At 35.0% G+C, this 17,602-nt stretch carries 16 protein-coding genes and 3 tRNA genes; 2 read left to right on the top strand and 17 right to left on the bottom strand.

What is annotated here, in order from left to right:
• The 5 genes from NSQ40_RS29040 to NSQ40_RS29060 form a co-directional block, all read right to left on the bottom strand.
• Positions 1-463 (bottom strand): DEAD/DEAH box helicase (locus NSQ40_RS29040; protein WP_341286187.1); only part of this gene is annotated, 463 nt, incomplete at its 3' end.
• Positions 464-676: 213 nt separating this feature from the next.
• On the bottom strand, positions 677-1,708 hold the full coding sequence (locus NSQ40_RS29045; protein WP_033796613.1) for an acyltransferase: 1,032 nt from the start codon (positions 1,706-1,708) through the stop codon (positions 677-679).
• Between the two features lie 333 nt (positions 1,709-2,041).
• Positions 2,042-3,319 carry a C4-dicarboxylate transporter DctP gene (gene dctP, locus NSQ40_RS29050; protein WP_170957062.1) on the bottom strand — a complete coding sequence of 426 codons (1,278 nt, stop codon included), beginning with the start codon at positions 3,317-3,319 and terminating at the stop codon, positions 2,042-2,044.
• 126 nt (positions 3,320-3,445) lie between these two features.
• Positions 3,446-4,144 carry a response regulator gene (locus NSQ40_RS29055; RefSeq protein ID WP_033796615.1) on the bottom strand — a complete coding sequence of 233 codons (699 nt, stop codon included), beginning with the start codon at positions 4,142-4,144 and terminating at the stop codon, positions 3,446-3,448.
• Positions 4,134-5,735, bottom strand: a complete 1,602-nt coding sequence (locus NSQ40_RS29060) for an ATP-binding protein (protein WP_003209317.1) — start codon at positions 5,733-5,735, stop codon at positions 4,134-4,136. The genes NSQ40_RS29055 and NSQ40_RS29060 overlap by 11 nt, the downstream gene beginning before the upstream one ends.
• An 87-nt stretch (positions 5,736-5,822) precedes the next feature.
• On the opposite strand from NSQ40_RS29060, the gene NSQ40_RS29065 reads away from it, so the two are divergent.
• Both NSQ40_RS29065 and guaC read left to right on the top strand, forming a co-directional pair.
• Positions 5,823-6,896 (top strand): DctP family TRAP transporter solute-binding subunit, encoded by a 1,074-nt coding sequence (locus tag NSQ40_RS29065; protein WP_003202541.1) that lies wholly within the window; start codon positions 5,823-5,825, stop codon positions 6,894-6,896.
• Between the two features lie 298 nt (positions 6,897-7,194).
• Positions 7,195-8,178 (top strand): GMP reductase, encoded by a 984-nt coding sequence (gene guaC, locus NSQ40_RS29070; protein ID WP_003202530.1) that lies wholly within the window; start codon positions 7,195-7,197, stop codon positions 8,176-8,178.
• 96 nt (positions 8,179-8,274) lie between these two features.
• Here guaC and NSQ40_RS29075 read toward each other — a convergent pair whose 3' ends face one another.
• From NSQ40_RS29075 to NSQ40_RS29130, 12 genes are all read right to left on the bottom strand, one after another.
• Entirely contained in the window at positions 8,275-9,153 is an 879-nt protein-coding gene (locus NSQ40_RS29075) for a radical SAM/SPASM domain-containing protein (RefSeq protein WP_003202549.1), read from the bottom strand.
• Positions 9,154-9,505: 352 nt separating this feature from the next.
• Entirely contained in the window at positions 9,506-9,985 is a 480-nt protein-coding gene (gene rlmH, locus NSQ40_RS29080) for a 23S rRNA (pseudouridine(1915)-N(3))-methyltransferase RlmH (protein ID WP_003209320.1), read from the bottom strand.
• 59 nt (positions 9,986-10,044) lie between these two features.
• Complete coding sequence (locus NSQ40_RS29085; RefSeq protein ID WP_026008486.1) at positions 10,045-10,230, bottom strand: CxxH/CxxC protein; 186 nt, start codon at positions 10,228-10,230, stop codon at positions 10,045-10,047.
• 55 nt (positions 10,231-10,285) lie between these two features.
• Positions 10,286-11,470: a S1C family serine protease gene (locus NSQ40_RS29090; RefSeq protein WP_003209322.1), complete on the bottom strand. Its 1,185-nt coding sequence runs from the start codon at positions 11,468-11,470 to the stop codon at positions 10,286-10,288.
• Between the two features lie 63 nt (positions 11,471-11,533).
• Positions 11,534-12,328, bottom strand: coding sequence for an MBL fold metallo-hydrolase (locus NSQ40_RS29095; protein ID WP_003202558.1), 795 nt, complete (start codon positions 12,326-12,328; stop codon positions 11,534-11,536).
• 6 nt (positions 12,329-12,334) lie between these two features.
• Positions 12,335-13,162, bottom strand: coding sequence for a two-component system regulatory protein YycI (locus NSQ40_RS29100; protein ID WP_018764832.1), 828 nt, complete (start codon positions 13,160-13,162; stop codon positions 12,335-12,337).
• Positions 13,143-14,486, bottom strand: a complete 1,344-nt coding sequence (locus tag NSQ40_RS29105) for a YycH family regulatory protein (protein WP_018764831.1) — start codon at positions 14,484-14,486, stop codon at positions 13,143-13,145. The genes NSQ40_RS29100 and NSQ40_RS29105 overlap by 20 nt, the downstream gene beginning before the upstream one ends.
• Entirely contained in the window at positions 14,483-16,318 is a 1,836-nt protein-coding gene (gene walK, locus NSQ40_RS29110; RefSeq protein ID WP_003202552.1) for a cell wall metabolism sensor histidine kinase WalK, read from the bottom strand. Before walK ends, NSQ40_RS29105 begins: the two co-directional genes overlap by 4 nt.
• A gap of 3 nt (positions 16,319-16,321) precedes the next feature.
• Positions 16,322-17,029 (bottom strand): cell wall metabolism DNA-binding response regulator WalR, encoded by a 708-nt coding sequence (walR, locus tag NSQ40_RS29115; protein WP_000971870.1) that lies wholly within the window; start codon positions 17,027-17,029, stop codon positions 16,322-16,324.
• Between the two features lie 285 nt (positions 17,030-17,314).
• Positions 17,315-17,387, bottom strand: a tRNA-Phe gene (locus NSQ40_RS29120).
• A gap of 44 nt (positions 17,388-17,431) precedes the next feature.
• Positions 17,432-17,507: transfer RNA gene (locus NSQ40_RS29125), tRNA-Asp, on the bottom strand.
• Positions 17,508-17,528: 21 nt separating this feature from the next.
• A tRNA-Glu gene (locus NSQ40_RS29130) sits at positions 17,529-17,600 on the bottom strand.
• Positions 17,601-17,602 lie beyond the last annotated feature (2 nt).

The following is a 17,602-nucleotide window of genomic DNA, read 5'->3' on the forward strand; positions in this document are numbered from 1 at the left end:
CCTCATCAATCACCAAATATTTCAGACGCTCTAAAGAAAAAGTTCCTTTTTCAATATGATCTAACACACGCCCAGGGGTTCCAACTACAATATGTGTCTTTTGCTTTAATTCTAATTTTTGTCGTGCAAATGGTGATTTTCCATAAACGGCAGTCGCTTTAATCCGTTTAAATCTTCCTATATTCGTAATATCTTCTTTTACCTGCACAGCAAGTTCCCTCGTTGGCGTAAGAATTAAGGCTTGGGGCTTATTTTCTTCCCATTCGATCATTTCGCAAAGCGGGATACCAAAAGAAGCTGTCTTCCCGCTTCCGGTTTGTGATTTCACGACAAGATCTTTCTTTTCTAGTGCAACTGGAATTACTTTTCCTTGTACTTCTGTTGGCTGTTCATATTTTAAACTAGTAAGTGCCCTTACAATTTTCTTACTCAATGCATACTCTTTAAAACTTTTTTCGCTCATATACTAACCTCATTTTGTTATGTATTTTAATTTATTTATATATTTATCCATAATATAAATCCTATGCGCCATTGCCTACATTTCATTATATTGAAATTATTGCCCGAATCGAAGTCTATGTTCATCATTTGATAAAAAAACAAAAAGCAGACTTACTATTAAGCCTGCTAATTTAGCAACGATACTCATATAAAGCTTACAAAGGAGATATCATTACGGAACTAGTTTTTTCACCACTGGAATTCGTTGTAATACTAACGTTATTAACATACTAAGACCAATCGTAATCATTACATTAATAGGTATTGCTAATATTGCATGTGCATGTTCATTTACTTTAGGGAAAACTTTATATAAAAAATTATTTAATAGGAAAAAGTGAAGAATATAAATCCCAAGACTTGCTTGATTTATACCACGTAACAGAAATGGCAGCTTTCCTTCTGAATTTTGAAAAGCATATCGGAAGAATACAAATAATCCAATTGCCATAAGTAAAACATTTGGCGCAAAATATCCATACCAAAACTGGTCCAACTGTCCATTTGCTTGTACTGTATAGTAATAAGTAATGAAGAATGTACCAATAAACCCTAAACAGCCTCCAATATAAGAGATATTTCTCCATTTCTTCGTAATTTCGTAATGAGATAAATAATAACCAAGTAGAAAATAACCCACATAATTTGTGACAAAATATAGCTCTATATTGAAATTAATAGGGTAATAGTACTGCATCAAATTTAAAATAACTGACGCATACAACCATAAAATTAAAAAATATTGTATATAACTTTTTTTAGCGTTTTTAACAAATACCTTTAATAACGGTGCGATTAAATAAATTCCCACAATCATATATAGGAACCATAAGTGACCACCAATTTGATTTGTTAAGAAGTACTTTATCCCTTGTTTTAAAGAAGCAGGGAAATACCCCATATAAGCACCATACAGATAAAATAAGGCACTCCAACCTACAAATGGAATAATTACCTTACTTGCTCGTTTCTGTAAGAATTCGAAAATTGAACTTTCCTTGTTCCCTCGTAATAATAAAGCACCGCTAATCATAACGAAAATAGGAACGCTAGCACGTGATAACGATTCGTAAAAGTTACCAGCCATCCAATTGGAAAGCTTATTTGGATCCAAAGTGGATACGGAACCAGCAGCAACGTGAATTGTAACAACTGCAATTGTTGCTAATACTCGTAACCAATCCATATAAACCAAACGATTCACATTTATAACCTCCATTACCTTATAATGATTCAAACCAAAAATGAAGGTTATCCCGAAAAGTCACAACCTTCTCCCTAATCTGTTCAACTCTAACATTATTCACTTAATAAAATAAACACTAATCTTCTTGTAATTCTAAAAAATCCTACTAAATTATAACATATTCTATTATTTCCTAGTAAAAATAACCTGTGAAAAAGGGGTTCCCACAAATTGAAAAAGCAGACTTAGGATAAAGTCTGCTTTTCTATTTCTTACTGCCCGAAAAAGCCCGATTGGTTCAACTAATAATCAGTGGGGGATGAAGAAACCCCCACTGATTAAAATTTCACTTTATACGGCTTCTGTTCTCTCATTTAATACTTTCATATTAGCGATTGCCTCTGCATGCCTCATTTCATCAAATTCATTTTCACTCTTTGCAACAACGATTGTAGCAATTCCATTTCCAATTAAGTTTACAATTGCTCTTCCCTCACTCATAAAACGATCGACACCAAGAAGTAATGCTAATCCTTCTAAAGGAATAACCTTTAGTGCCGCTAATGTAGAAGCTAACACGATAAATCCGCTTCCTGTTACACCAGCAGCTCCTTTAGACGTTAACATAAGTACTAAAATAATAGTAATTTGCTGTCCGATTGTTAAATCGACACCAAATACTTGTGCTAAAAAGACAACTGCCATGGATAAATAAATGGATGTACCATCAAGATTAAAAGAATAGCCCGTCGGAATAACAAGGCCAACAACAGATTTTGAACAGCCATATCGCTCCATCTTATTCATCATTCTCGGAAGTACGGATTCCGAAGAACTTGTTCCTAATACGATTAGTATTTCATCTCGAATAAACTTCAAATAATTCCATAAGCTAAACCCATATATCTTACAAATAATATTTAAGACAACAAATACGAATAGGAACATCGTTATATATACTGACATCATCAATTTTCCAAGTGGTACAAGTGAAGCAAGCCCAAAATGACCGATTGTATATGCCATAGCACCAAATGCCCCAAGCGGCGCTGCCTTCATTACATAACCAATAATTTTAAAGAATACGTGTGAAAGTTTGTCTAAGAAATCAATCACCGAGTTTCCTTTTTCTCCAAGAGCAGCTAGCCCAACCCCAAATAAAATAGAAAAGAATAATACTTGTAAAATATCACCCTTTGCAAACGCATCAACCATATTAGAAGGAACAATATGAGTAACAAAATCAATCCAATTAATACCCTGTCCTCCGCCTTGTGTATATTTAGATACGTCTCCTTTTGCAAGTTCATTAAAGTTAAGACCTGAACCCGGCTTCATAGCATTTACAACGATCAATCCAACAATAAGCGCAAATGTTGTCACAACCTCAAAATAAATAAAAGCCTTTCCGCCGACCTTACCAACCTTCTTCATATCTCCCATTTTGGCAATACCAAGTACAATTGTTAAGAAAATAATTGGTGCAATTACCATTTTTACAGCATTAATAAACGTATCGCCTATCGGCTTCATTTCCTTCCCAACATTTGGCCACATAAGCCCAACTAATACACCGAGTGCAATAGCCGTTAATACTTGAAAAGTTAAATTTTTGAACAGTCGTTTCACCTTCACTTCTCCTCCCACTGTTTCATCTTTGAAAACTTTACTACCCCTATGTTTTACATAATGATAGCGTTTTCAATTAAAAGTGAGAAGTTTATGGTCATAACGAATATTTTGGTCATTTTGGTCTTACTTTTTTACTTCACGATACACATAGCGATTAATTGGTCTTCCAACCCCTCCATATTGAACTGCTAAATGAATCAACCCCTTTTTTTCTAAATAATCTAAGTATCGCCGCGCGGTAACTCTGGCTATCCCAATTGCACTGGCTACCTCTTCTGCAGAACGAGGTTCATCTTGTTTTTTTACATACTCTTCAATTTCATTCAATGTAAATTCATTTAATCCCTTTGGCAAATTGTTTGCTGTTTTTTTAGAACGCCCAGAATATAATAATAAATCAAGCTGTTCCTGTGAAATCGCTCCGGATTCCTTCAGACTCATTCTATATTGTCGATATTTTTCTAAAGCTTGCTGAATTCGGTATAACTTAAATGGCTTAATAATATAATCCATCGCTCCGTTTTGAAGCATGAGTTTAATTGTTTCCCTATCTTTTGCAGCAGAAACAACGATTACATCTGCTTCTAACTCTTGTTTTCTAAATTCCTGTAATACCTTAATACCGTCCTTTTTCGGCATAAAAATATCTAAAATAACGAGATCTGGATTCATTTTTTGGACAAGGTTAATCCCCTCCTCGCCATTGTTAGCGACGGCTACTACTTGAAATCCCTTTACACTTCTAATGAACTCTTTATTTACTTCTTGAACCATCGGATCGTCCTCAACCAATAGTACTTTGATGTCCTCTTTATATTTCATACAATTCCGCCTCCATCTCCATTGGAAAAGTAATGATAAAAGAAGTTCCTTCACCTTGAAAAGATGAAACACTAATTTCCCCTCTCCCCTTTTCAACAATTTGCTTTACTAGAAAAAGTCCATAACCTGTTCCACTCATTTTATTCACAGTAAATCCTTTCTCATACACTCTTGGTAAATGCTCCTCTTTTATGCCGCATCCATTATCCTCAATCAATATTGCACATACATCTTCTGACTGCTCAATACTAATATCAATTCTTTTATTCTCTACCTCAGTTTGCTCAAATGATCCAAACGCATTTTCGATTAAGTTACCTAGTAATACAACGAAATCATGTTGATCCAGTTGATAAGGAAATGCTTCTAAATAACTATTTTGGTCAATTATAACTTGTATCCCTAATTCCTTGCCCCGGCTTACTTTGCTCAAGAGGAGACCTGCAATAGCATCATTTTTAATCGTCTCATTTAAAAAGTTTGTTACACTCCCCTGCTCTTCTGAAGTATGAAAAGCAAGTTGTAATGCTTTATCAGCTTTACCTAGTTGAATTAAACCTGCTATTGTATGAAGTTTGTTCATATGCTCGTGGCTTTGTACTCGAAGTGCCTCTACAAATGTTTTCACTCCTGTTAATTCCTCTGCGAGCTTTGTAACCTCTGTACGATCTTGAAAGATTGCCACAGCTCCAATTAATTCATTATCTTTCTTGATTGGTATACGATTACTTAAAATTACCTTTCCACTTACTTTTATCTCTTCATTGTATACTGGCTGATTCCTCTCCACGATTTCTGGAAGTCTTGTATCCTTTAATACTGTACGAATAGGCTTTCCTACAACATTTCCATCTACATGAAAAACCTGCTTTGCTTTCTCATTAAAAATTGTAATAACTTCTTGGTTATCAATTGCAATCACACCCTCATTAATCGAATGAAAGGTTGCTGTCCTTTCTTCTAACATCCTTTTAATTTCATATGGCTCTAACTGAAACATCTGTTTTTTAATATGGTTGGCAAGCATTAATGAGCCTATTAATCCGAATATTAAAGTTAATATAACAATAAAAGAAATCTCTTCTGCTAGCCCCAGCATAATCTCCCAAAAATTCGGGACTTTATTTCCAACAACAACAACACCAATTTGATTTAAGTTTTGATCTTTAATAGGCATAAAGGCACGAATTACAGTACCTATCTCTCCTTTTGCTTTTGAAAAGTAAATATGTTCCGCAAATGCCGGTTCTTCATCCGTCCCTTTTGACGGCCTTCCAATCATTTCTTTCACAGGGTGAGAATATCGAATTCGCTCCATATTCATTACTACGATATAGTCTGTTTCATTAATCACCCGAATATTTTCAATAACAGGATTCAATGTAAACCCTCCCGTTTTTTCTTGAAGTGATTTCTTTACATCTGACAGTTCTGCTACCGTCCGAGCTGTATTCATAGATCTAATTCTTACTTCTTTTTCTTCTTTTTGTTGAATATTTGCAATGATAACAATTCCACCTATCAGTAATGAAAAAATAACTACCGCATAGGATAAAATCGTAATTTTCCAGCGGATGGGCAATTGTTTCACTGTTTGTTCCCCTTTCCCCTAAAAGCATCTTTACGAATAAAAATCTTCTCGGTATGCTTACATTAACAACCCAAGAGGAGGTTTAAAATGAAAAAAATAGTTGCTTTTATACTCCTTTTTATTGTTTTAATTACTAGTGCTTTATTTATAGGTTTTCAAAGTCTTTTTTCTCAAGGTGAGCTTGCTTATGACGATGACCAAGCAGGCTTGAAAAAACAAATTGTTTTCAAATTTAGTCATGTTGTAGCAGAAAATACACCTAAAGGGCTTGCTGCTAGTAAATTTGCTGAGCTTGTTAATGAGAAATCAAACGGAACTATAAAAATAGAAATTTTTCCAAACGGGAGCCTCTATTCTGATATAGAAGAAATCCGTGCTTTAAAAGCTGGGCAAGTTCATTTTATTGCTCCCTCTACCTCAAAGCTCGGAATGCTATCTCACGAATGGGGTGTATTAGACCTTCCATTTGCTTTTCCAAATTATGAAGCTATTCAAGAAGGCTTGAACGGAAAAATTGGAGAACAATTACTTCAGTCCTTACAAAAAGACAACATTAAAGGGCTTGCCCATTGGTCAAATGGCTTTAAGCAAATCACTTCAAATAAGGGGCCTATTTATACACCTGCAGATATAAAAGGACAATCCTTTCGCATTATGCAAAGTGATGTTATTCAATCTCAATTTGATTTATTAAAAGTTCATGCACATCAAGATTCATTTAATTCCACATATAAATTAATTGAAACAGGGAAAGTTGATGGTGAAGAAAATACTATTTCAAATATATACTCTAAAAAATTTTATAACGTTCAAAACTATTTGACAATTAGTAATCATGGGTATTTAGGCTATGCTGTAATGATGGATCAAAAAACATGGAATCAACAAACGGAAAAAACGAAGCAAATATTACTTGAAGCAATGAAAGAAACGACTGAATGGAACAATCGTCAGTCCATCCGAATGAATGAAGAACAACTTGAGCTTATTAAACAAAGTTCACCGATTCAAATTCACGAATTGACCGCTTCACAAAAAAAAGAGTGGGAGAAAGCATTATCTCCTATATACGAAGATCTTGCTCCTACAATTGGAGAGCAATTGGTAAATGATTTAAAAGAATTGAAAAAGAAGTATCAATTTCTTGAAGACAATAAATAACAAAGAAGCAGGGTATTTTAGCACCCTGCTTCTCTGTTATTTTACTATGATATTCCGAAATATTATTTCACTATTATCGATTAAATTTTTACAATATACTTTTCCAAAAAACCGAACAATATAGATATATACAAACTATTTAATTCGGTATTACTCATTATTCCTTTGAATTCCGTCCCTATATTTTCTAAATATCAACTAAAAGCTTTGACTTAACGAAAAAAATGATGTACATTATCTTTTGGACGAACATTTTTTTAAATTGAAAATAAAATATTCGTATTTAGGGGTGTAATTCATGGAAAAAGTATTCGACTATGAAGATATTCAATTAATTCCGGCAAAATGTATAGTAAATAGCCGTTCTGAATGTGATACAAGTGTAACTTTAGGAAAACATACATTTAAATTACCTGTCGTACCTGCAAATATGCAAACAATTATAGATGAAAAAATTGCTGTATATTTAGCGGAAAATAAATATTTCTATATAATGCATCGTTTTGAGCCAGAAAAGCGTATCTCTTTCATTAAAGATATGCACTCTCGTGGCTTAATCGCATCTATTAGTGTTGGTGTGAAAGAAGAAGAATATGAATTTGTACAACAATTAGCTGCTGAACAGCTTTCTCCTGAATATATTACGATAGATATCGCACATGGGCATTCTAATGCGGTGATAAAAATGATTCAACACATTAAAACACATTTACCTGAGAGCTTTGTTATCGCAGGAAATGTAGGAACTCCAGAAGCAGTAAGAGAGTTAGAAAATGCTGGTGCTGATGCAACAAAAGTAGGTATCGGACCTGGTAAAGTATGTATCACAAAAATTAAAACAGGTTTTGGAACTGGCGGCTGGCAATTAGCTGCACTTCGTTGGTGTGCAAAAGCTGCAAGTAAACCAATTATTGCTGACGGCGGTATTCGTACTCACGGTGATGTAGCTAAATCCATTAAATTTGGCGCAACTATGGTTATGATTGGTTCATTGTTTGCCGGACATGAAGAATCTCCAGGGGAAACAATTGAAAAAGATGGGAAACTCTACAAAGAATACTTTGGTTCAGCTTCAGAATTCCAAAAAGGTGAAAAGAAAAACGTAGAAGGCAAAAAGATGTTTGTCGAGCACAAAGGATCTTTAGAAGATACATTGATCGAAATGGAACAAGATCTTCAGTCCTCTATTTCTTATGCTGGTGGAACGAAATTAGATGCAATTCGTACTGTAGATTATGTTGTCGTGAAAAACTCAATCTTTAATGGTGATAAAGTATATTAAGCTTTATTTACCCTTTAAATACAATAAGTATTGATTATTATATAAAAAATGAGCAAGGTACTTTATTTCGTACTTGCTCATTTTTTTATTATCTCTCTATTTTCCAAACCTCTTACGATATCCACATTTTCTACATAGTTCCTCTACTGCCACTCTTCGTGAAAATCCATCTACAAGATTTTGGGCTCTATCCCTTTCGATAATATCAGAAAATGAAGCATCATTAATATTTCCAAGGTTGATAATTCCCTCACCATCTAAACAACAAGGGATAACAGTCCCGTTTGCTAAAATACCTGCTTGATTTCGAAGACCATGACAGAAGCCTTTCCCATCGTCCTCTTCTTCATGCAATGCCGGCCACTGAAATTCGTAATCTTGGTTAATGAAGATACGATCCGCAATCTTCACGCCACTTCCTGGTGTAATCTTCTCTTCAATTTTATATGGTAAATCAAATTCTTTCTCAATAATTTCTAATAAATTTCTGTTTCGCTGTATTTCAAGATTTGTCTTATTGTCTTGCGTAAGATTCCATAGCCTCAGCGAAACAATTAATTCCGATTGACTAGTTGCTTCTTTAATAAAGGAAAGTATGCTTCTTACATACCCTTCTTTATCTTCAGATCCTGGATGACCATCAAAACTATGAAGTGAAAAATTCATCTGTCTTAGTGCAGGTTTATTTAATAATTTATGCCTCTTTTTATTAATTAACGTTCCGTTGGTTGTAATATTAACCTTAAACCCTTTTTCATGACTTAAGTCTAACAATTGATCTATTTTAGGATGGAGCAACGGCTCACCTTTTACATGTAAATAAATGTAGTCCGTGTGAGGTTTAATTTGGTCTAATCTCTTAGAAAAATCCTCCACAGAAAGAAATTGCTTCTGTCGTTCTGTTGGCGGACAAAAGCTACATGCAAGATTACATACACTAGTAATCTCTAAATAAAACTTCTTAAACTTTTTCAACCTCAATTCCCCACTTCTTTAACTACTTAGAACAAAATGAAATATTGTTCTATCAATATTACAGCATAATTTTTTATAAATAGAAACATACTTATTCAAGGAAACTAATTTTACCATTTTCTCTGTTTGGAAGCATATGATTGTATTTTACTTATCTCACTACAATCTAAACCGTAATTCGTCCAATTATTATGAAGCGTTAAAAAGACCATCAGGGGATTTTTCTCCGATGGTCTTCTTAATAGTAATGATCTAATGGATAACTATCATATTGTAGAAATTTTAATAAAAAGTATTCTGCCATATATCGAATTATCCTAATCGTTACACCACATCTACAGCTGGCTCCTTTTTACTTGTGATACGGTTCACCACGATTAATCCGAAAAGCCCGATACACTTGTTCTAAAAGTACCAATCTCATCAGCTGATGCGGCAATGTCATTTTCGAGAATGAAAGTGATTCGTTAGAGCGCTTCATCACTTCCGAGCTAAGCCCGAGTGATCCCCCAATGATAAATGCCACTTTACTTTTTCCGTATGTAGCAAGACGATCAAGATTCGCTGCAAATTCTTCTGATGACTTTTGTTTTCCTTCGATTGCTAATGCAATAACATGTGTATCATCTGAAATTTTATCTAGTATTCGTATTCCTTCTTTTTCTTTTACAATTAGCATTTCTGCCTCACTTAAATTTTCCGGTGCTTTTTCATCCGGCAATTCAATAACTTCTACTTTTGCATACGCAGATAATCGTTTTAAGTATTCTGCAATACCTTGTTTTAAATATTTTTCTTTTAATTTTCCGATTGAAATAATCGAGATATTCACACCTATTCCCCACCTTACAAACACGTTATCCACAAAACTTATCCACATATCCACAATCATCATCCACATATTGTGTGAGAATCTGTGTTCGATACAACATATGTCGCCTTGTTTTGACAAAATTCACATGTTTTTTGTTCTTTTTCCGAGTTATCCACACTGTTGATAACTGGCGCTACTTCACACTCATCCACAATGATATCCAACGCTAATTCTACATGTTCTAAACAACAAGGTAACTTCATATCTTTCACCTCACTTTTTCACAATAGAAAACAGGAGGGCTGTCCTCCTGTTTTCTTAATAATTTTGACTGCCTAATTTCACCGTTGTTGTTGCTCGTTTTGTACCACGATAAAATGTCAGAGTCATTTTATCGTCAATTTTTTTATTATATAATACCGTTCGGAATCCAATAATATCATGTATTGATTTTCCATCAACAGCTATAATTACATCATGTTCCCTAAGTCCTGCATCTGCACCAGGCGATGGGCTTTTCACATCTAAAACGCAGACACCATCTGTTATATTTCCTGGCAAATGCAGCGTTTTAGACCAGTAATAATTCGGAATTTCATTTAGAGATCTCAGTTCAATTCCAACATAAGGACGTTTTACTTTCCCATACTTTTCAAGTTCATTCATAACAGGAACTGCTCTCGAAACAGGGATGGCAAGCCCAATTCCTTCTACCTCTTTCGCTGCAATTTTCATCGAATTAATTCCAACAAGTTGTCCTGCTACATTTACAAGTGCACCGCCACTATTCCCTGGGTTAATAGCTGCATCTGTTTGCAGTACTTCTACTTGCCAATCATAATGCCCATCTTGATCTAAGTCTACAGGAACAATTCTCTCATTTGCAGAAATAATTCCTTGTGTAACAGTTCCTGAAAATTGTAATCCAAGTGGGTTCCCAATTGCAATGACTGCTTCACCTCGACGCACTGTATTAGAATCACCAATTTCAATTACTTTCTTAACTGGCTTTGCATCTATTTCTAGAACAGCTAAATCTGTAACTACATCGCTACCTAATATTTTACCAGGAACCTTTTTTCCATCACTTAAGCTCACCTCAATACGATTCGCTCCTGAAACAACATGATGGTTTGTTACGATATAAGCATGACCATTTGTTTTCTTATAAATGACGCCTGATCCTGTTCCAGCTTCTGAATCTGCTTCTGAAAAATTATCACGTTGGATGTTTATTACACCAACAACGGCTTCCGATGCACGATCAACAGCATCTACAAAACCAGAATGATTCGCTGTTTGTGATTGCTTTACTACCATATTCTCTTCACTTGCCTCAGCTTGCTGCAAGGGGCCAGTTTCAGATTGAGAAAATAAAGGAGCTCCAAATGCAAACAATGAAGCCCCTACGATTGTTCCTGCTATGCTAGAAATAACGATACCTTTGTGCTTCTTTTTACCTGTTCGTTTCATACGAAATTTCTCTTCATCAATAAAGGACATACTTGTTCACCAATCCTCCCGAAAACAACTATATTCCCCTTTATTGTTTACTAAAATCAAGAATTATACGTATTGAATTTTCGTTGGTGCCTTTGGATCCGTATCATGTACCTCAAACGCTTCCCCAACTGCAAAACCTTTTTCCTCTAGCACCTGTGCAACAGACATATGTGCTAGTTCTTTCATATTATTATCTAAGCTCAAATGCGCTAAATAAATGTGTTTCGTCTCATCTGTAATAACATCAGCCATTGCAAGTGCTGCATCTTCATTAGAAACATGACCCACATCGCTTAAAATGCGTCGTTTTATACTCCATGGATAACGCCCCATACGAAGCATTTCAACATCGTGATTACTTTCAAACACAAATGCGTTTGCTCCTTTAATGATACCTTTCATACGATCACTTACATAACCTGTATCTGTAATAAGGGCCAATTTTCTACCATTATGATGAAATGCATAAAACATTGGCTCTGCCGCATCATGAGAAACGCCAAATGATTCCACTTCAATATCTCCAAATGTTTTCACATCGCCAATTGAGAAAACAAATTTTTGATCAGTTGGGATGTTACCAATTAAATGTTCCATAGCGCTCCACGTTTTTTCATTTGCATACACAGGTAACTGATATTTACGTGCTAAAACGCCGAGACCTTTAATATGATCACTATGCTCATGTGTGACAAGAATACCTGATATATCTTGGATATCCAATTCAGCTTGCTGAAATAGGGCTTCTGTCGCTTTTCCACTCAAGCCTGCATCAATGAGCAATTTTTGTTTCTCGGTCCCTACATATAGCGCATTTCCTGTACTGCCGCTTGCAAGTACACTAAAATGCAAACTCATTTCTGCTCACTCCATTATTTTTTCTTTTTCATTTTCCTTTTCTTTCCCTAACTTAATAACTTGTCCCTCAATGGCATTCACAAAATAATCTACTTTTCGATCTGTTTTTAAATTCCATGTCGGAGCAAGCACTTGTATATTAGAAGCAGAAGATGCTACAAGAGTTGCATATCCAATCTGTGCTTCTTTAAAATGTGTATTTTGTTTTATTTTTATTTCAGTCTTAAAGTATAAATTTTCTAAAGCTGTTTGAGCGGTAATAATCTCTTGCTCTTTTGCTTTTTCATTCTCACCCATCTCTTTTAAATCGGTTAACATTGTTTGTGTATACGAAATAAATTCACCTTTCTCATTTACATCCACAACAATCATCCCATGATCATTATAAAAGATAGGTTTATCTTTATACTTTTGAAAGAAATAGATTTTCGTTGCTTCTGCTTTACCAAACTCATATTTCTGACCATCTAGCACATAGTTTTTCAAGAACTCACTATATTTATCTTTAGAAAGTGTTTTTGCATTTAACAATGGTTCCTTTAATTTACTTTCAATTGTGTTTAAATCTCGTAAAGTAACTGTTTGATTTTTTAAAGAACGTATATCTTCTTCTTTAAATTCCTTATTTTTCGCTGTAATAAAGGAATCTTTCTTTGGTTCTTTTGGTAAATCACCAATGGTAATTTTATCATCTTTTAACTGCTGATCCACCTTTGTTTCTGCCATGAGCTCTAATTGGTTACTATCTTGTTTTTGAATGAATTGAAAAACGAGAAAGAGGTCTAAAATAAAAAAGGTAACAATAAATATTGTTTTAATCCGATTCCAATCCAATTAGCTCTCCCTCCTTCTCTTCACTCCACTCATATGCGTGATGATCTTCACCATAAATTACGTACCAAATTGGCTTTAACTTTATATTTGTAATTTGTCCGTTTTGCTCAACTTCCGGTACTAATTTATAACCTATTCCAATGTTTTGAATCAAATTTTTAGCTATCTTCGAATTTTTTTCTAGGGATTGGATAACCGTCCGACCAGTTGGAAGCGTTGTTTCTCCATCTTTATCAATTGACAACCATTTAAATAATGGGCGTCTATAACTAATTAATTCTTCTGATCCCCATACTTGCCTTAATTCGGTCATTCCTTCTCGGTTAAATACTGGCAAATCTTCTTCATACAAACGGAATTTGGTTGTCCCTTTAGTCCCTTTAGAATTTATATAGTCAAATCGATAAGCATCAGTTAATCCACTATGACTATTAACAAATTCAAAACTCCGCTGCATAAGAGAGGTACCATTCATAGGTGCACCACCAGATACAGATGAATTTGTATACTCTAACATTCGATTCTGTTTGTTTATTCGCATAAGACGAATGCCATCTGTATATGTATCCTCTATTTCGTTAGAAAAAGGTTGCACATAACGCGGATCACTAAATAGTGCATTTTTAAATGATTCCACTTCCATGACTCGCGCAAAATATATTAAATTCTGCATTTCTGTTGAACCATCTGGTAAAAATATATTTTTCGTATCATTTATTTCATACGCAAAATACGGTCTTGCTAAAGCTAAAAATTGATTTTGTGCATTTATAATGTCTCTTAGATTCACACCTGTTAATGTCATTTTATACACTTTACGAGTACTATAAGAAACGAAATTCACATCAATATTTTGATCACGACTTTTAGAAGGATCAACAACAATACGATCAAAACTCAACATATCCAATTTCTTATCTTTAATTGTTAATACGCTCCTAATCGCATCAAACGGAACCTCTGTCGGAAAGACAATTTCAATCTTGCCTTCCCCGTGCACATAAGAGAGGAAATCACCTTTAGATATAGAGCTTGTAATATCCTTAAAATCGTGCAATTCCCCTTTTTGAATAAAAGTATATAATAAATTAATATTACTTTTCTTTTCACTTACAAAATGATTGTTATCCTTATGAACAATCATAGAAGATGGGACAATTACATTTGAAACATCTTGTTTCGGTGCTGTTGCGTTATCTGGAACAAATTTTGTGCTCTGCAATGAATTAGAATCAGGTACATAAGTCCATAAATTAAAAGTAAGAAACAGACTAATGACAACTAAGTTAATAAGGACAATGGTTTTAAAGTTTTCCATATTCATTCCCAATCGTCCTCTTCTTCCTTCGCCATTGGAAGGGTGAAATAAATGGTTGTCCCTTTTCCTTCCTCACTTTTTGCCCAAATAGATCCACCATGCGCCTCAATCATTTCCTTAGCAATGGCTAAACCTAAGCCTGTTCCACCCATCTGTCTTGAACGCGCCTTATCTACACGATAAAAACGTTCGAAAATCTTCTCTACATTTTCTTTTGGAATACCCATTCCCTGGTCACTCACACTAATTTCTAACATATCCTCTCGATCGCGCAGGCGATATGTTACTGTTCCACCTTCAGGAGAGTACTTTAACGCATTTGAAATGATATTGTATAAAACCTGTGTAATTTTATCAGCATCCATATCAATGAATCGAGATTTCTTAGAGAATGAACGCTTGAAAATTACATTTTGTTCCTTCGACATTTCAAAACGATCGATAACATTGTTAAAGAAATCCGTAAAATCTACCCATTCTTTCATTAAACGATGTTCTGTACTATCTAATTTAGATAATTGTAACAAGGCATTCACAAGTCGAATCATTCTTTCCGTTTCTTCTTGTGTAACTGTTAAAAATTGCGGTGCAATATTCGGATCTTGCCATGCACCATCACTAAGTGCCTCTAAATAACTACGCATCGTTGTTAACGGCGTCCGTAGTTCATGTGATACATTTGCTACAAACTCACGGCGCTCACGGTCAATTCGCTCTTGTTCTGTTACATCATACAACACAGCGATTAAACCATTTGCTTTACCTGTTTCCTTTTGAATAACAGAAAAACTAGCTCTCAAGATATACGGTTCATTTCGCGTACTGAAATCTAATAAAACAGAATCTGGTTCTTCATATAGATGATCGAGTGTAAATTCCTCTTGAATGCCTAACACTTCTAAAACAGACTGATCTAATGCCGTTTCACGTGAAACGTTTAACATCTTTTCTGCCGGATCATTTAATAAAATAATGTCCCCTTTTCGATCAGTAGCAATTACACCATCTGTCATATGAGATAAAACAGACGAAAGCTTACGTCTTTCACTTTCAGTCGAAGAACGCGCTTGTTGTAATTTTTTTGATAAATTATTAAACGCTAGTGCTAATTGACCGATTTCATCATGACTGTGTACTTTTACCTTACGGGAGTAATTTCCCTTTGCCATTTCAATTGCTTGCCTTCGCATATCTGAAATTGGTCTTGTAATTGTTTGAGCTAATAAAATTCCTAGAACTGCTGTTACTAATAAAGCAATCACTGTCCCCGTTGCAAAAATTTGATTGATATCCTTCATCTGCTTATAAACATCTTCCATCGAAGCAACGATGTGAATGACACCAATTATTTTCCCCTTCTCTCCTTCAATTGGGGTAGCCATAACTTGAACACGGTGACCGGTTTTTCCATCTTTCTCAATCTTTCCTTCAGCCTTTTTTTGTACAATAGCCCTTTGCACTGTTATGTCTGTTATTGTTTTCCCTACCATACCTTGCTTAGATGAATTAGATATTGCTAGTAGACGCCTGTTTGGGTCAATCACACGTACTTCTTGAATATCCTTTTTCCGGTCTGATGCGAAGTCAGTAATTGATGTTTTAAGTGCATCTTCTAAAGGGGGATCTGTTTTTTCACGCTCTTTTGCAAACTCTTGCTTCAAATTATAAGACAGTAAATTCGTTTGTTGTGTTAATGAATCCTTAAAACTTTGTACGAGACTTTTCTCCAGTTCACGAACAAAATATACACCAATAACCTGCATTGCTATCAAAATTAATAGCATATAGATGAGCACAAACTTTAAATGAATCGATTGAAAAAAACCAACTTTCTTCATATACTATTCCTGCTCTGGATCACGCAAGTAATACCCTACCCCACGTCTTGTTACAATTAAAGTTGGGTGACTTGGGTTATCTTCAATTTTTTCACGTAAACGGCGTACTGTTACATCTACTGTACGTACATCTCCAAAATAATCGTAGCCCCAAACCGTTTGTAATAAATGCTCACGCGTCATAACTTGTCCTAAATGCTTCGCCAAATAATGAAGTAATTCAAATTCACGATGTGTAAGTTCAATGCTTTCTTCTCTTTTCGTTACACTGTACGCATTTGGATTAATCACAATTGGTCCAATAACCATTTCTGTATTTTCTTCTTTTTCAGCTGAGCCACCTTGTTGATGACGACGCAAGTTTGCTTTTACACGTGCTAATAATTCACGCGTACTAAATGGTTTTGTTACATAATCATCTGCTCCAAGCTCTAATCCCAATACTTTATCGATTTCAGAATCTTTTGCAGTTAGCATAATAATTGGCATTTCAGAGCTTTTTCGTATTTCACGACAAACCTCTAACCCATCTTTCCCTGGTAACATAATATCCAATAAAACCATATCTGGTTGTTCCTCATTTGCCTTTTCAATAGCTTCGTCACCATCGTGCGCCATCACAATTTCAAAGCCCTCTTTTTCTAAGTTGAATTTTAAAATATCTGCAATCGGTTTCTCATCATCAACGACTAAGATTTTCTTTCCCATCATTGTTTGTTTCCTCCTAATAAAAATATGGTCAATCATCCTCAAACATGCACAGCTATCTGTATAGCGTATAATCAAACATTCGTAGCCTTTGTTTGAGTATTTTCTCCTCTATTCTCATAGAATCACGTATGATCCACATAAAAGTGGAACACTATACAATCTACAGAAAAACCCCTAGCTTCAACTGCTAGAGGCTCCTCATTCTATTGTAAAATAACTACTCTCATTTGTAAAATTGAAGAATATAAAAAGGATATTAAGTGGGCCCACTTAATATCCTGAGAGTGGCTCGGGACGGAATCGAACCGCCGACACGAGGATTTTCAGTCCTCTGCTCTACCGACTGAGCTACCGAGCCAAAACATATATATATAAAACCACTAATGGTGGTATAAACAAAAGTGGCGGTCCCGACCGGGGTCGAACCGGCGATCTCCTGCGTGACAGGCAGGCATGTTAACCACTACACCACGGGACCACAAAACATATATAAAAGATATGACCCGTACGGGATTCGAACCCGTGTTACCGCCGTGAAAGGGCGGTGTCTTAACCACTTGACCAACGGGCCAC

The organism is Bacillus sp. FSL K6-6038 (genome assembly GCF_038050455.1).
GTDB classification, from domain to species: Bacteria; Bacillota; Bacilli; order Bacillales; family Bacillaceae_G; genus Bacillus_A; species Bacillus_A pseudomycoides.

What these genes read in the sequence shown, in the direction of transcription:
- walR (WP_000971870.1), bottom strand. Translation starts at nt 17,029, where the DNA reads ATGATGGGAAAGAAAATCTTAGTCGTTGATGATGAGAAACCGATTGCA.
- guaC (WP_003202530.1), top strand. Translation starts at nt 7,195, where the DNA reads ATGGAAAAAGTATTCGACTATGAAGATATTCAATTAATTCCGGCAAAA.
- NSQ40_RS29085 (WP_026008486.1), bottom strand. Translation starts at nt 10,230, where the DNA reads ATGAAGTTACCTTGTTGTTTAGAACATGTAGAATTAGCGTTGGATATC.
- NSQ40_RS29055 (WP_033796615.1), bottom strand. Translation starts at nt 4,144, where the DNA reads ATGAAATATAAAGAGGACATCAAAGTACTATTGGTTGAGGACGATCCG.
- NSQ40_RS29095 (WP_003202558.1), bottom strand. Translation starts at nt 12,328, where the DNA reads ATGAGTTTGCATTTTAGTGTACTTGCAAGCGGCAGTACAGGAAATGCG.
- NSQ40_RS29090 (WP_003209322.1), bottom strand. Translation starts at nt 11,470, where the DNA reads ATGTCCTTTATTGATGAAGAGAAATTTCGTATGAAACGAACAGGTAAA.
- walK (WP_003202552.1), bottom strand. Translation starts at nt 16,318, where the DNA reads ATGAAGAAAGTTGGTTTTTTTCAATCGATTCATTTAAAGTTTGTGCTC.
- NSQ40_RS29105 (WP_018764831.1), bottom strand. Translation starts at nt 14,486, where the DNA reads ATGAATATGGAAAACTTTAAAACCATTGTCCTTATTAACTTAGTTGTC.
- NSQ40_RS29065 (WP_003202541.1), top strand. Translation starts at nt 5,823, where the DNA reads ATGAAAAAAATAGTTGCTTTTATACTCCTTTTTATTGTTTTAATTACT.